Origin of the sequence: Pseudonocardia sp. MH-G8 (genome assembly GCF_002262885.1) — a bacterium.
Taxonomy (GTDB): Bacteria; Actinomycetota; Actinomycetes; order Mycobacteriales; family Pseudonocardiaceae; genus Pseudonocardia.
This window is the reverse complement of the sequence record NZ_NKYF01000004.1, coordinates 123,586-136,817: the sequence shown is the minus strand read 5'-3', so window position 1 is coordinate 136,817 and position 13,232 is coordinate 123,586. Positions and strand designations below refer to the sequence as shown.

13 protein-coding genes are annotated in these 13,232 nt (G+C 73.8%); 8 read left to right on the top strand and 5 right to left on the bottom strand.

The features are described from left to right. The first annotated feature begins 6 nt into the window (after nucleotides 1–6). Together CFP66_RS12760 and CFP66_RS12755 are read left to right on the top strand one after the other, a co-directional pair. A complete protein-coding gene (locus CFP66_RS12760; protein WP_094923340.1) occupies nucleotides 7–618 on the top strand; it encodes a TetR/AcrR family transcriptional regulator in 612 nt (203 codons plus the stop codon). Nucleotides 619–754: 136 nt separating this feature from the next. Next, entirely contained in the window at nucleotides 755–1,873 is a 1,119-nt protein-coding gene (locus tag CFP66_RS12755; protein WP_094923339.1) for a right-handed parallel beta-helix repeat-containing protein, read from the top strand. 67 nt (nucleotides 1,874–1,940) lie between these two features. Here the strand turns inward: CFP66_RS12755 and CFP66_RS12750 are convergent, their stop codons facing one another. Next, nucleotides 1,941–3,089, bottom strand: a complete 1,149-nt coding sequence (locus CFP66_RS12750) for a helix-turn-helix domain-containing protein (protein WP_143517239.1) — start codon at nucleotides 3,087–3,089, stop codon at nucleotides 1,941–1,943. A 23-nt stretch (nucleotides 3,090–3,112) separates the two neighbouring features. Next, nucleotides 3,113–3,766, bottom strand: coding sequence for an amino acid-binding protein (locus tag CFP66_RS12745; protein WP_094923335.1), 654 nt, complete (start codon nucleotides 3,764–3,766; stop codon nucleotides 3,113–3,115). A gap of 264 nt (nucleotides 3,767–4,030) precedes the next feature. On the opposite strand from CFP66_RS12745, the gene gatC reads away from it, so the two are divergent. The 3 genes from gatC to gatB are packed head-to-tail and all read left to right on the top strand — an operon-like array spanning nucleotide 4,031 to nucleotide 7,340. Further along, nucleotides 4,031–4,342: an Asp-tRNA(Asn)/Glu-tRNA(Gln) amidotransferase subunit GatC gene (gene gatC, locus CFP66_RS12740; RefSeq protein WP_094923334.1), complete on the top strand. Its 312-nt coding sequence runs from the start codon at nucleotides 4,031–4,033 to the stop codon at nucleotides 4,340–4,342. Further along, nucleotides 4,339–5,844, top strand: a complete 1,506-nt coding sequence (gatA, locus tag CFP66_RS12735; protein ID WP_094923332.1) for an Asp-tRNA(Asn)/Glu-tRNA(Gln) amidotransferase subunit GatA — start codon at nucleotides 4,339–4,341, stop codon at nucleotides 5,842–5,844. Before gatC ends, gatA begins: the two co-directional genes overlap by 4 nt. Further along, nucleotides 5,841–7,340, top strand: a complete 1,500-nt coding sequence (gene gatB / locus CFP66_RS12730) for an Asp-tRNA(Asn)/Glu-tRNA(Gln) amidotransferase subunit GatB (RefSeq protein ID WP_094923331.1) — start codon at nucleotides 5,841–5,843, stop codon at nucleotides 7,338–7,340. The genes gatA and gatB overlap by 4 nt, the downstream gene beginning before the upstream one ends. Nucleotides 7,341–7,431: 91 nt before the next feature. Here gatB and CFP66_RS12725 read toward each other — a convergent pair whose 3' ends face one another. Beyond that, nucleotides 7,432–7,992: a hypothetical protein gene (locus CFP66_RS12725; RefSeq protein WP_143517238.1), complete on the bottom strand. Its 561-nt coding sequence runs from the start codon at nucleotides 7,990–7,992 to the stop codon at nucleotides 7,432–7,434. 396 nt (nucleotides 7,993–8,388) lie between these two features. Here CFP66_RS12725 and CFP66_RS12720 point away from each other — a divergent pair, with 396 nt between their 5' ends. Beyond that, nucleotides 8,389–9,564, top strand: coding sequence for a hypothetical protein (locus CFP66_RS12720; RefSeq protein WP_094923327.1), 1,176 nt, complete (start codon nucleotides 8,389–8,391; stop codon nucleotides 9,562–9,564). Between the two features lie 74 nt (nucleotides 9,565–9,638). Here CFP66_RS12720 and CFP66_RS12715 read toward each other — a convergent pair whose 3' ends face one another. Further along, a complete protein-coding gene (locus CFP66_RS12715; protein WP_233159379.1) occupies nucleotides 9,639–10,793 on the bottom strand; it encodes a sorbosone dehydrogenase family protein in 1,155 nt (384 codons plus the stop codon). A gap of 80 nt (nucleotides 10,794–10,873) precedes the next feature. Between CFP66_RS12715 and CFP66_RS12710 the strand changes: the two genes are divergently transcribed. After that, complete coding sequence (locus CFP66_RS12710; protein WP_094923323.1) at nucleotides 10,874–11,467, top strand: DoxX family protein; 594 nt, start codon at nucleotides 10,874–10,876, stop codon at nucleotides 11,465–11,467. Continuing rightward, nucleotides 11,464–12,369: an aminoglycoside phosphotransferase family protein gene (locus CFP66_RS12705; protein WP_094923321.1), complete on the top strand. Its 906-nt coding sequence runs from the start codon at nucleotides 11,464–11,466 to the stop codon at nucleotides 12,367–12,369. Before CFP66_RS12710 ends, CFP66_RS12705 begins: the two co-directional genes overlap by 4 nt. Before the next feature lie 54 nt (nucleotides 12,370–12,423). Here CFP66_RS12705 and CFP66_RS12700 read toward each other — a convergent pair whose 3' ends face one another. Then, the gene (locus CFP66_RS12700; RefSeq protein WP_094923868.1) at nucleotides 12,424–13,113 is read right to left on the bottom strand and encodes a TetR/AcrR family transcriptional regulator; all 690 of its coding nucleotides are present in this window, start codon (nucleotides 13,111–13,113) and stop codon (nucleotides 12,424–12,426) included. Nucleotides 13,114–13,232: the final 119 nt, after the last annotated feature.

Genomic DNA, 13,232 nt, shown 5'->3' with positions numbered 1-13,232 from the left:
CAAGCCGTGCCCCGTCCCCGCTCCCTCACCGACGACCAGCTGGTCACCGCCGCCCTCGCCGTCGTCGACCGCGACGGTCTGGCGGCACTCACGATGCGCACGGTCGCGCGCGAGCTCGGCGTCGCGACGATGGGTCTCTACCGCTACGTCGCCGACCGGCAGGCGCTCGAGGTGCTGGTGGTCGAGTACGTGTACGGCTCGGTCGACCTGGTGCTGCCGCCCACGGGCTGGCAGGACCGTCTCCGTGTGCTGCTCGACCGGGTGCGCGTCGCGGTGGCCCGCCACCCCGCGGTGGTGCCACTCGTGCTGCGGCACCGGCAGGCCGCCCGGGCATCCCTGCGTCTGATCGAGGCCATGCTGGAGGTGCTCACCGACGGCGGCCACGAGGGCGTCGACCGGGTGCTCGCGCAGCGCACCCTGATCGGCTACCTGCTGGGGTTCCTGCAGAGCGAGCATTCCGCCGCGCTGTCGGGGCCGGGCACGATCGTGCTGTCGGAGCTGTCCGCCGACGAGTACCCGCTGCTCGCCCGCACCGCGAGCGACGCAAGGGCGGTGCCGCCGGACGAGGAGTTCCGCCGCGGCCTCGACATCGTCCTGCGCGGCCTCACGACGAGCTGAACCCGCAGAGGGAGAGGGGGGTCACTCCCCGCTCGATCAGCCCGCTACCCTGCCCCGTTCAGGGGACACCCGATCGGACCAACGTGTACGCCGGGTGGGTCTCGCACAGGAATTCTCGATGTGGAGCGGGTGGGACATGTACAGGTTCTTCTCGGGAGGCGTCGCGGCCGTACTGGTCGTGTCGGGCCTCCTGGTGCCGGGGTCGGCAGAGGCCGCCGAGCAGCAGTTCACGCCGAAGCGCGAGCTGGTCGTGGCGTGCAAGAACAACGTGCGGGACTCCGCGTTGATCGCCCGGACGCTGCAACGCAGCGCCGAGGGCGACGAGATCGTGTTCGACGGCACGTGCCTGGTGTCGCAGACCATCCCGTTGCTGGAGAACCGCCAGTACCGCGGGCGCTCGCGCACCGGAACGGTGATCCAGCAGGCCGACGGCGCGAACCTGGACGCCATCTTCGCCAGTGACAGCTACCTCGACAACTCCCCGACCACGGGCCTCTCGACGGCCCTGCGCTCGATGACGATCAAGGCCAACAGCGAGAACAACCCGGACGCCCACGACGCCGTGGTGCTGCGTTCGTGGCAGACCGTCCTCGAGGACGTCCAGATCTCCGACTCCGCCCGGCACGGGGTGCGGCTGACCAACCTGTCGGCCAACGGCACGCCGCTGGAGAACACCCAGGTGAACGGCCGGCTCGCCCAGTTGCAGATCAACCGCTCCGGCGGCAACGGCATCTTCGTCGAGGACACCGGCAACTCCGTCACCGACTGGCAGCTGCAGGACAGCTACATCGCGAGCACCGGGGACGCGGGCATCCGGATGCAGAACGCGGCCGGGTGGATGATCCGGGGCAACCACATCTACGGCGTCGAGGGCGGCCCCGCGCTGTGGGCCGAGCGGCTGTACGGCTCCTCGATCACCGACAACTACATCGAGGACTTCGTCGGCACCGGGATCCTGGGCACCGTCCAGGGCGGGTCGGCGACCACGATCACGAACAACCGGATCTTCCAGGACGACGGGGAGGCCGGCACGTTCCTGCACGTCGCGGGCAACTACGGGGACGCGAAGGTCGCGGTCACGGGCAACACCATCCGCGGCGAGGGCGCCGGCATCGGCCTGGACTACCAGAAGGGCAACGCCGACAGCCTCGAGGTGGCCTCCACCGGCAACCTGGTCACCGAGGTCACCACGCAGCGGCAGGTCGGCGAGGGCGTCACGGTCACCGAGGGCATGCTCGCGTCGCTGACCGGCTGATAGCCGGGCGACCCGCGCGCTCGCACACCGATCGTGGTGCGACCGCGGAAGTCGGTGTGCGAGCGGGTCAGGGAAGATCACCCGGCGTGCAGGTGCGCAGGGCCACGGCGAGCTCCAGGCGCGCGACCGGGTCGTCGAGGGCGTCACCGAAGGCCTCGCGCAGACCCGCGAGGCGGTAGCGCACGGTCTGCGGGTGCACGTGCAGCGCCGCGGCCGTGGCGGTGATGTCGCCGTGGGCGTCCAGCCAGGCCCGGAGGGTCTCCTCGCCGCGCGCGGCGGCGCCGGTGGGGAGTGCGCGCAGCGGGGCGAGGGCGCGCCTGGCCAGCGCGGCGGCCAGTTCGGGCGCCGCCGCGAGCAGCAGCGCGAGCAGGTGCTCGTCGGCCCGCACGAGGGTGGTGCCCGCGTCCAGCCGCCCCGACGCGTGCAGCGGCCAGGCGGCCTGCGCGAGCCCCGCCGAGCGGTACGCCTCACCGGGCTCCACGAGCGGCCCGAGCACGGCCTTGCGCTCGCCCACCGCGGCGCGCACCCGCTCCAGCCACCGGGCGTCGGCCTCGCCGCGGCCCGCCGTGACGACCAGGCCGACGGGGTCCAGGTCGGCGCCCACCGCGCCGGGCAACCGGGCGGCCACGGCCACCGCGTCCTCGACGACGAGCGCGGCGACGCGGGGTGGCAGCCGCCAACCCGCAGCCGCGGTCGCCCGCTCGAGCTCGGCGGGCGCCGGCGGGGGACGCCGGGTCAGCAGCTCGACCAGGGCGTGCCGCCGCGCCTGCATGGATCCCGCCTGGCTGGCCTCCTCGTCGGCCCACCCGGCCACCGACGCCGCGCTGAGCTCCTCGATGTAGCCGAACAGCGCCTCGGCCAGGATGAAGATCACCTCGGGCGGCAGCCGGCGGGCGGTGGTGCTGCTGCCGAGCTGGCGCCACAGCGTCCGGGTGCCCACCTGGTAGGCCGATTGCAGCGCGGCCAGTGTGCGGCCCTCGCGGTGCTCGAGCTGGCCCAGTGCGCGGTAGACGCTGGCGTCGGCGAGCGCCTCGTCGCGGCCGAGCAGGTCGACGAACTGCCCGAGCGCCACGGAGACGCCCTCGGTGATCCGGCTTCCGAAGCGGCCGGTGAGCGGGCGCGCGTACTCGGGAACCTCGGCCCGGACCGCCGCGATGATCTCGTCGACGGTGCCCGCGAGCTCGGGACGCAGCGCGGCGCCGACCCAGTTCGGCACGCGCGACCAGGGTCGGTCCACTGCTACGGCCCCAGCACCGTCGTCACGATCCCGGCGAGGTGGGTGAGGCGCGCCAGCTCCGACGGGCGGAACGCCGGCCCGCCCGGGCGTCCGACCACGAGGGCACGCGCCTTCGGCCCGAACGGGGCCGCCGCGAGCTCGGTGTCCAGTGCGCTCCACGGCTCCGGCACCCAGTGCACGCCCGGGTCCAGCACGGTGGCGCGCTCCAGGGGCAGCCAGGGCAGGTCGCCCGCGCGCGTCTCGGGCGCGGCCGAGCTCTGCGCCAGCCGGTAGGAGGACTCGCCGTCGCGCACCGCGATCAGCGCCCAGCCGGCGCGGAAGATCCGGGGGACGCCGTCGGCGAGCAGTTGCAGCCCGTGCTGCGGGTCGCCGGTGATCTGGTCGATCAGCTCCAGCTCGTGGTGCGTCTCGAGCCGCCCCGAGTGCGGCCGCACGGACTCGACCTCGACGCCGGGGACGGACTCGGCCGCGGTGATCAACACGTCGGGCGGCCGGCCGGTCTGGAGCTCGACCGCGAGGTCGTCGATCGCGTGGCCGTGGGCGCGTTCCACGACGTCGACGCCGAGGATGTCGGCGCCGGCGTTTCCGAGCGCCGTGGCCACGGCTCCGAGACTGCCCGGCTTGTCCGGTAGCACGACCCGGAGCAGGAACGACACGCCACACGTCCTCTCGCAATGCCCTTCAGCTGGGCCCTTCAGCAGGCCCTCCTCCGCGGGAAGCTCCCGCGCCATCGGCGGCGGTCCGCGCGGCGGCAACCCTGCAGATTCTGTCAGGCCGCGACCGGTTCGGCACAACACGTGGATGCGATCGCCGGGCCCGCCTGCCACCACGACTAGACTTGTGGGGTCCGCCGTGCGGACCCCACACGCAGGTCACCGCCCGCCGCAGCGGGCCGCCCACGCACACCGTCCTGGAGGGACATGTCCGCCGAATCCGCGCCGATCACCCGGGACGAGGTCGCGCACCTCGCCCGGCTGGCCAGGCTCGCCGTCACGGACGCCGAACTCGACGTCTTCGCCGGCCAGCTCGAGGTGATCCTCGGCGCCGTCGCCCGCGTCGGCGAGGTCGCCGCGGACGACATTCCGCCCACCTCGCACGCGGTGCCGCTGCAGAACGTGTTCCGCCCCGACGAGCTGCGCCCCAGCCTCGACCAGGAGAGCGCCCTCGCCGGCGCCCCTGCGGCCGAGGACGGGCGCTTCCGCGTGCCGCAGATCCTGGGGGAGGAAGCATGAGCGAGCTGACCCGGCTGACCGCCGCGGAGCTGGCCGAGAAGATCCGCACGCGCGAGGTGTCGGCGGTCGAGGTGGCGCAGGCGCACCTGGACCGGATCGCCGAGGTCGACGGCGCGCTGCACGCGTTCCTGCACGTCGGGAAGGACGCCGCGCTGGCGTCGGCGGCCCTGGTCGACGAGGAGCTGGCCGCGGGCTCGGCCCCGGCGTCCCCGCTGGCGGGTGTGCCGCTGGCGCTCAAGGACGTCTTCACCACCACCGACATGCCCACGACGGCGGGCTCGAAGATCCTCGAGGGCTGGCGCCCGCCGTACGACGCCACGGTCACGGCGCGGCTGCGCGCGGCCGGCATCACGATCCTGGGCAAGACCACGATGGACGAGTTCGCGATGGGCTCTTCCACCGAGTACTCGGCATACGGCCCCACCCGCAACCCGTGGGACACCACGCGCGTCCCAGGTGGCTCGGGCGGCGGTTCGGCTGCGTCGCTGGCGGCGTTCGAGGCACCGCTGGCGATCGGCACCGACACCGGCGGCTCGATCCGCCAGCCGGCCGCCTTCACCGGCACAGTGGGCGTCAAGCCCACCTACGGCGGGGTCTCCCGCTACGGGCTGATCGCCGCGGCGTCCTCCCTGGACCAGGGCGGGCCGTGCGCGCGCACCGTGCTGGACGCGGCGCTGCTGCACGAGGTGATCGCCGGGCACGACCCGATGGACTCCACCTCGATCGACCAGCCGGTGCCGGCCGTCGTCGAGGCGGCCCGGCGCGGCGCGGACGGCGACCTGTCCGGGCTGCGCATCGGGGTCGTCCGCGAGCTCGGCGGCGAGGGGTACCAGGCCGGTGTCCGGGCCTCCTACGACGAGGCGCTGCGGCAGCTGGAGAAGCTCGGCGCGCAGCTCGTCGAGGTCTCCTGCCCGCACTTCGAGTACGGGCTCGGCGCGTACTACCTGATCATGCCGAGTGAGGTGTCGTCCAACCTCGCCCGCTTCGACGCCATGCGCTACGGCCTGCGCGTCGACAAGGGCGCCTCGGCCGAAGAGGTCATGGCCGCCACCCGCGAGGCCGGCTTCGGCCCCGAGGTGAAGCGCCGCATCATCCTGGGCACGTACGCGCTGTCCTCGGGCTACTACGACGCCTACTACGGGCAGGCCCAGAAGGTGCGCACGCTCATCGCGCGCGACTTCGCCGCGGCGTTCGAGCAGGCCGACGTGCTGGTCTCGCCGGCCACGCCGACCACGGCGTTCCCGCTGGGGGAGAAGGTCGACGACCCGCTGGCCATGTACCTCAACGACCTGGCCACGATCCCCACCAACCTCGCCGGTACCGCCGCCCTGTCGGTGCCGTCCGGGCTGGCCGACGGGCTGCCGGTGGGTCTGCAGGTGATGGCCCCCGCGCTCGGTGAGGCCGTGATGTACCGGGTGGCGGCGGCGTACGAGGCCGCCCGCAACGCCGAGGACGGTGGACCGCTGCTGGACCGCGTCCCGTCCCTGGAGGGAGCCGCATGACCGCGCCCACGCTGGTGCCCTTCGACGAGGTGGTCGCGCGCTTCGACCCGATGCTCGGGCTCGAGGTGCACGTCGAGCTGAACACGCAGACCAAGATGTTCTGCGGCTGCCCCACCGCGTTCGGGGCCGAGCCGAACACCCAGGTCTGCCCGGTGTGCCTGGGTCTGCCCGGTGCGCTGCCGGTGGTCAACCGCAGCGCGGTGGAGTCGGCCATCCGCATCGGGCTGGCGCTGAACTGCTCGATCGCACCGTGGGGCCGGTTCGCGCGGAAGAACTACTTCTACCCGGACATGCCCAAGAACTTCCAGACGTCCCAGTACGACGAGCCGATCGCCGTCGACGGGTACCTGGACGTGCCGCTCGACGACGGCACCGTGTTCCGCGTGGAGATCGAGCGCGCGCACATGGAGGAGGACACCGGCAAGTCGCTGCACGTCGGCGGCGCCACCGGGCGCATCCACGGTGCCGAGTACTCGCTGCTGGACTACAACCGCGCCGGCGTGCCGCTGATCGAGATCGTCACGAAGATGATCCCGGGCACGCGGGAGCGCGCCCCCGAGGTGGCCCGCGCCTACGTCACGGCGCTGCGTGACCTGATCAGGTCGCTCGGCGTGTCCGACGTGCGCATGGACCAGGGCTCGATGCGCTGCGACGTCAACCTGTCGCTCTCCCCGGTCGGCAGCGGCGTGCTGGGCACCCGCAGCGAGACCAAGAACGTCAACTCGCTGCGGTCGGTGGAGCGTGCCGTCCGCTACGAGATGACCCGCCACGCGGGCGTCCTGGACGCGGGCGAGAAGGTCGTGCAGGAGACACGGCACTTCGAGGAACAGACCGGCACCACGCGCGCCGGACGCATCAAGGAGACCTCGGAGGACTACCGCTACTTCCCCGAGCCCGACCTCGTGCCGATCGCGCCACCCGCCGAGTGGGTGGAGGAGCTGCGCGCCACGCTGCCGGAGCTGCCTTGGGAGCGCCGCCGCCGGATCCAGGAGGCGTGGGGCCTCACCGACGCGGAGCTGCGCGACCTGGTCAACGCCGGGGTGCTGGAGCTGATCGAGGCCACCGTCGCGGCCGGGGCCCCCGCGGGCGAGGCCCGCTCCTGGTGGGTGTCGTACCTGACGCAGCAGGCCAATACCCGCGGCGTCGAGCCGGCCGGGCTGCCGATCACGCCGGCGCAGCTGGCCCGGGTGATCGAGCTCGTCGCCTCCGGGGCGTTGAACAACAAGCTGGCGCGCCAGGTCGTGGACGGCGTCCTCGCCGGCGAGGGCGAGCCCGACGAGGTCGTGGCCGCCCGCGGTCTCGCCGTGGTCTCCGACGACAGCGCCCTGATCACGGCCGTCGACGAGGCGCTCGCCGCCCAGCCCGACATCGCGGAGAAGATCCGCGGGGGGAAGGTGGCGGCGGCCGGTGCGATCGTCGGCGCCGTCATGAAGGCGACCAAGGGGCAGGCCGACGCCAAGCGCGTGCGCGAGCTGGTCATCGAGCGCTGCAGCTGAGCGGGGGAGGCGGCGTGCGGCGCCGGGATCAGCGCCGCACGTACGCCCCTGACGACTCGGAGCCCGCGGGCCGTGAGCGGCGAGGGTGGGTCTACCCCTCGGCGGAGAGGGAGAGAACGCTCTCCGCCACGCTCTGTACCGTGGGGCCCGCCCGGTCCTGGGCCTGAACGAGGGCGAGCGCGATCTCCACCCGCACCACCAGGTTGCTGTCCTGAACGAGGATCGATGCGGCCGTGTCGTTGATCCCGTTCCCCGTGCCTTGCACGGCGTGCTCCCAGCGCCCGGGCAACTCTGCCACCTGCTCCGCGGTTCCCGAGAAGGTGGACAGCATGTTCTCGAACTCAGCGGCGGCCAGCCGCGGGGTCGGCAGCCATTGCACGTCGACCCGGGTGGAGCCGCCGCCGAAGTCGTCGTTCGCTTCGTTCGTGCCGGAGCAGTTCGCCGACGAGAACGGAACGGTGTACCGGCCGCTCCCGGTGACTTCTCCGCTGAACGGGGCGAGGGCCTCGACCATGGAGAAATCGATGCGCTTGCACAGGCCCTCGACGTAGCGGTATGCCCCACCCGGCGGATCAGTCGAGTCGGCGGTCGGTGTCGGGCTCGCGACTGCTGCCGGGTCCTCGCCCGATGTACTGCTCGCGCTGCCCGCCACCGGATCCGTACCGCACGCGGTGGATGACAACACGACGACAACAGCGGCCGAGATCAGTGCGACAACACGGTTCCTCGTGATCCTCAATTGCATTCCTTTCGTGGGGACGTCATCGACCGCACGTGCGCATGGACTTGAGCGTTGAATCTGGAACTGCACGCGGAATGGCCGTCGGCCACGAACGACGTCGAGCGCGACGGCTGTGTGCGGAGCGGCGCGAGGGCAGTGCGTCACCACGCGTGTGCCCGGCGGCTCTCACCCATTCGGGCGTACGGTACGGCACCGGTCCGCCCGGGCGCCGATCACGGGTGCACCGCTACCGCCGGTTGTCGCCCTCACCCGTCCGCGGCTGGATTCGGGAGCTGCCGTGGGAGCGCCGCCTCGGATCCAGTCCGAGTGGGGGATCACCGCCGCGACGAGGTCCTGGCCGCTCAGCTCGATGTCGCGGAGAAGATCCGCGGCGGCAAAGTGGAGGCGGCGGGCGCAGTGGCCGCTGGAACGCTCGTCCCGAGCGTGGTGCCGGTTCTCGCGATCGCGTCCGCCGCATCCGCTACCGTCGCCCGGCCCGGGGCGGGCGACGCGCCGGTGATCCGACTGGGGGTACGGGTGGGCTCGAGGTGGGTGTGGTGCGGGGTGCTCGCGGTGGCGATGATCGCGTGCGGGAGCCCGCCGCCGCAACCGCAGGGCCCGACGGCCACGCCCGCACCGACCACGACGCCGGCGCCGCTCCCGCACCGCATCGGCGACGATCCGGTCACCGGCGAGCAGCTGGCGCAGCTCGCGGCCGAGCTGGCCGGCTACCGGACCTGGGACGTATGTGCGCTGCTGGATACCGCGGCTGCCGAGCGCGTCTTCGGCGCGGGCGAGCTGGACCCCGACGTCGCGGAATGCCGCTTCAGCAGCGACGCGTGGTCGGCCCGGCTGTGGGCGGGCAGCCCGTTCGACCGCGCCGACCGCGACCCGACGGCCGCGATCACCGTGGCCGACCGGACGCTGTACCGGGTGCGGACCGCCGACGAGGACGAGTGCAAGGTCCGGCTGCCGGTCAGCGACCGGTTCGCCGTCGAGCTGCACGTCCGCGCCGGCGCGGCGGCCTCGCCGGACGCGTCCCCTTGCGCGGTCGCCGAGCGCTACGCCACCGAGGTCGCCGGGCGGTGGGACCTGCCCCCCGACGACGGGGGCGCCCGGCCGCTGCCGCTGGCCGACCGTGACCCGTGCGCCCCGGCCGACGAGCTGACCCGGCGGTTCGCACCAGGGGCCGCGGGTGTGCACCTGCGGGAGATGCCGAGTCCGTCGTTCTGCGCCGTCGTGCTCGGCGAGCAGGCGGTGACCATGTCCTTCTCCGTCGACCCGTTCGGTGAGGTGGCGCCGGGGCCGGAGCGCACCCTCGTCGAGGTCGGTGGCCGGACGGCCGTGCAGCGCACCGGCGACGCCCTCTACCCCTGCCGGATCGGGGTGCGGTGGAACGCGCCGCCCGACCCGACGCTCGGGGCGACCGTGCAGGTCAACAGCAGTGCGGACTGCGGCGCCGGGCGTGCGGCCGCCGAGATCGTCATCGAGGCGCTCGGCTGAGTGGAGCTTGCGGCGAGGCTCGACACCGCGTCGAACGCGATGCGGGGGTGTACTCGGGTCGCCGACCGGCGCCGTCATTGCCAGCTGTTGCCGCCGGCCGAGGGGGGCTGGATCCGGATCACGCGGTCGTCGGAGGGCACCGGCTCGCCGCCCGCCTTGTTGATCGTGCCCAGCCAGACGAGGCCGTCGGGGGCGATGGCGGCCGCGGAGAGCCGGCCGTAGGTCCCCTGCAGCTGCTGCTCGGGTGCGCCGACGAACAGGTTGTTCGGATCGGAACGGATCACGAACAGCGACTCGGACCCGACCTGGGGCACCATCACGGTGCCGTCCTGCGCGGCGCACCCGGCGACGCCGGGCCGGTCCGGCCACCGCCATGCCGGAGTGGGCAGCGGCCCGGGCGCCACCATGTGCAGGGCGTCCTCCCCCGTGCGCCGGTCGGTGACCCACGCCGTGCCGCGGGTGGGGTCGACGCAGATCCCGCCGGGGGCCTGCAGCCCGGAGCTCAGGACGGGCGAGGCCGGGTCGGGGTTGCCCTCGGCCGGGCGGCCCTGCCCGTCGATGCGCAGCAGCTTCCCGGCCAGCGATGCGGGTGCGGGGTCGGTCTGGCCCGCGTCGCCGGTGGCGACGAGCAGCGACCCGTCGTCGCCGACGGCGAGCGCGCCGCCGTTGTTCGTGGCGCCGCGCGGGATGCCGGTGAGGACGGGCTCGGGCGGGTCGTTCGCGGCGAGCCGCACCACCCGGTTGTCCTGCGGGGTGGTGATGTAGACGTAGACGAGCTGGTCCTCGATGAACGACGGGGAGAGCACGAGGCCGGTGAGGCCGCCACCGCCGCTCGGGTCCACGGGCACGGTGGCCAGCAGCTCGGGATCGCTGTCCTTCTTCACCCGCAGCACGCGGCCCGTCCGCCGCTCTCCGACGAGGGCCGTCTCGGCGTCGGGGAGCACGGCGATCGCGCCGACCGGGTCGAGGCAGGTGGCCACGACCTGGGGGTCCGGGTCCTCGCAGCCCGACGGCTGTTGTTGCTCGCCGCCCTGGCCCTCCTGCCCGGGCTGCGGCGGTGTCTGCGGTGGGGGCGAGGGTTCGGGCACCACCGGCGGCCCGCCGAGCTCGCCGGGGCCCTCCAGCTGCTCGTGCCACTCGCGCGGCCCCTGCTCGGGGAAGGTGGCGCACCCGGCGAGCAGCAGCCCGAGCAGCGCCGCGGCCGCAGCACGCCGCACCCGTCCTCCCACGGCTCCAGGTTAGGCGGCGGCGGGTGAGCGGCCGGTGAGTAGCCGCCGGAACCGGCGACCGACGGCTACGCTGCGACAGCATGAGCGAGCACCCCACGTCGATCTTCCCGAACGCGGGGAGCTTCGGCGACACGGACCCGGCCCCCACCCGGCCGAATCGTCGTGAGCTCGCCTGGAACCGCGGCACGGACGTCGGGTTGTTGCTGCTGCGGTTCGCCGTCGGCGGCACCTTCTTCGCCCACGGCATGCAGAAGGTCTTCGGGCTGTGGGGCGGCCCGGGCATCGGCGGGTTCGCGCAGGTGCTGGAGGGCTTCGGCTTCCGGGAGGCGATGACGCTGTCCTGGGTCACAGGGATCACCGAGCTGGTGGCGGGCGCGTTCGTGGTGCTCGGGGTCGTCACGCCGCTGGCGGCGGCCGGGCTGCTCGCCATCATGATCAACTCAGTGGCGCTCAAGTTCGGCAACGGGTTCTTCATCGCCTCCCCCGCGGGCGCGGGTGCGGTGGAACTCGACGTCGTGCTCGGTATGGCCGCGGCCGCGCTCGTGTTCACCGGCCCCGGCCGGATCGCGCTCGACAACGGGCGCACCTGGCACCGCCGCCCGGCCCCGTGGGGAGTGCTCGCGCTGGTGGTCGGCGTGGTCGCCGCGGTGCTGGTTCTCGTGCTCCTGCGATGACGCCCCCGCCGCCGGACGCGGCGTGGCTGCCCGCGGCGGCGCGCTGGGCGGGAGCGCCGGTCGCGGTCGCGGACCGCGCCCCGCTGGCGGGCGGGTACGCCGCCGCCGCCGTCGAGCGCGTGGTGCTGGACTCCGGCGTCGCGGTGGTCGTCAAGCGCACCCACGCGCGCGAGGTGGCCGCCATGCGCGCGATCGCCGTGGTGCCGGGGGTCGACCGCCCGCGCCTGCTGGCCGCCGGCCGGGACGCGCACGGGTCCTGGCTGGTGATGCCGTTCTACGCCGGGCCCGCCCTCGATGGCACGGGCGAGGTGCCCGATGCGGTCTGGGCGACGCTGCGCCGGGTGCACGCCCACTGGCAGGGGCGCCGGCCGCGCGGTGTCCCGGTCGTGGACGCCCGCTGGTGGCGAGAGTTGATCACGACGCAGGCGCTGCCGGCAGTCCGCGGTGCCCGCGACCGCACCGGCGACGCGCGGTTCGCCGAGGCCGCCGACCTCCTGGAGGCGTGGTCGGTCGACGCCCGGCTGCGCACCGCGCTCGCGCTGCTCCCGCACACGCTCACCCACGGCGACGTGCACCGCGGCAACGTGCTGCTCGACCCCGACGGCGCCGTACTGATCGACTGGGGCAACGCGCGCGTCGCTCCAGCCGGGCTGGACCTCGCGACGCTGGCCGCGCAGGGCGCTCCGGCGCCGGAGGCCTACGCCGCGGCGCCGGGCTCGGCCGGCCCGCCTGCGGGTCTGCGCGACGTCGAGCGGCTGTGGGCCGTGGTGCAGGTGCACGTCCAGTACCTGGGCTTCGCCGCGGACCACCTCGGCGTCGCGCGGGTCGTCGAGATGGTGGAGACCGCCGCCCGTGCCCTCGACGACCTCGGCCCCGCGCTTGCCGCGGCGTCGGCCGGCTGATACCGGGAACGACCATGCCGCGCTACGGCGGCCGCGTGGTGCCGGAGGACGACGTCAGCCCGCCGGAACGAGCAGGGCCGCGGAGATGTCGCGGAGCATCTCCTCGCCGGACCGCGCCACCGGCGTGACGTCCCCGGACCAGCATGCGAGCCGCACGCAGCCTTCGGCGACCTGGGCCGGGGAATCCGCCGTGGCCCGTCCGTCGGCGCGCAGGTTCACCAGCGACTCGACGAGCCGGAACGCCAGGTCGCCGGCCTGGGACGGTCCTCCGGTGCGGGCGACGACGTCCGCGCCGGCGCGGACGTAGCACTGCCGCAGTCGTTCGCGCGCGGTCTGGAACGGGACGAAGCGGGGTGCGCGCAGCTCGGGCAGGAGGTAGAGGGCGCCGAGGTTCCACCGGGTGCGGCACAGCTCGCGGCCGTCGTGCAGGGCGAGTGCGTAGAGCCGTGCGGCCGCGTGCTCGGCGTCGCCCGCCGGCACGCGCAGTACGGCGTGGGCCACGGGCAGCGTGGGGGTGACCGTGCTGGTCAGAAGCGCTTCGAGGACGTCGTCCTTCGTCCGGAAGTGGTGGTAGAGCGACGCCTGGCGGATCCCGACCGCCTCGGCGATCGCGCGGGTGGAGGTCCGCGCGTAGCCGTGGGTGGTGAACAGCTCCGCGGCGGCGTCGAGGATCTGCTCGCGTCCGGTGGCGCCGGGACGCAGCGGGCCGGTGTGCCGGGGGCGGCCTGGTCCGGGCGACGTCACCACCTCATCTTCTCACCGGGTCGAGGATCCGCACGTCAGCGGTTCGACACGTACCTGTCACACGACAGGTATTCCGCAATTCGAACGTAACGAGCGGTCTCGATCGGTTACGCCGGGGA

Excerpts from the sequence above, each read along its gene's own strand:
- CFP66_RS12755 (WP_094923339.1), top strand. The coding sequence starts at position 755 with ATGTACAGGTTCTTCTCGGGAGGCGTCGCGGCCGTACTGGTCGTGTCG.
- gatB (WP_094923331.1), top strand. The coding sequence starts at position 5,841 with ATGACCGCGCCCACGCTGGTGCCCTTCGACGAGGTGGTCGCGCGCTTC.
- CFP66_RS12710 (WP_094923323.1), top strand. The coding sequence starts at position 10,874 with ATGAGCGAGCACCCCACGTCGATCTTCCCGAACGCGGGGAGCTTCGGC.
- gatC (WP_094923334.1), top strand. The coding sequence starts at position 4,031 with ATGTCCGCCGAATCCGCGCCGATCACCCGGGACGAGGTCGCGCACCTC.
- CFP66_RS12705 (WP_094923321.1), top strand. The coding sequence starts at position 11,464 with ATGACGCCCCCGCCGCCGGACGCGGCGTGGCTGCCCGCGGCGGCGCGC.
- gatA (WP_094923332.1), top strand. The coding sequence starts at position 4,339 with ATGAGCGAGCTGACCCGGCTGACCGCCGCGGAGCTGGCCGAGAAGATC.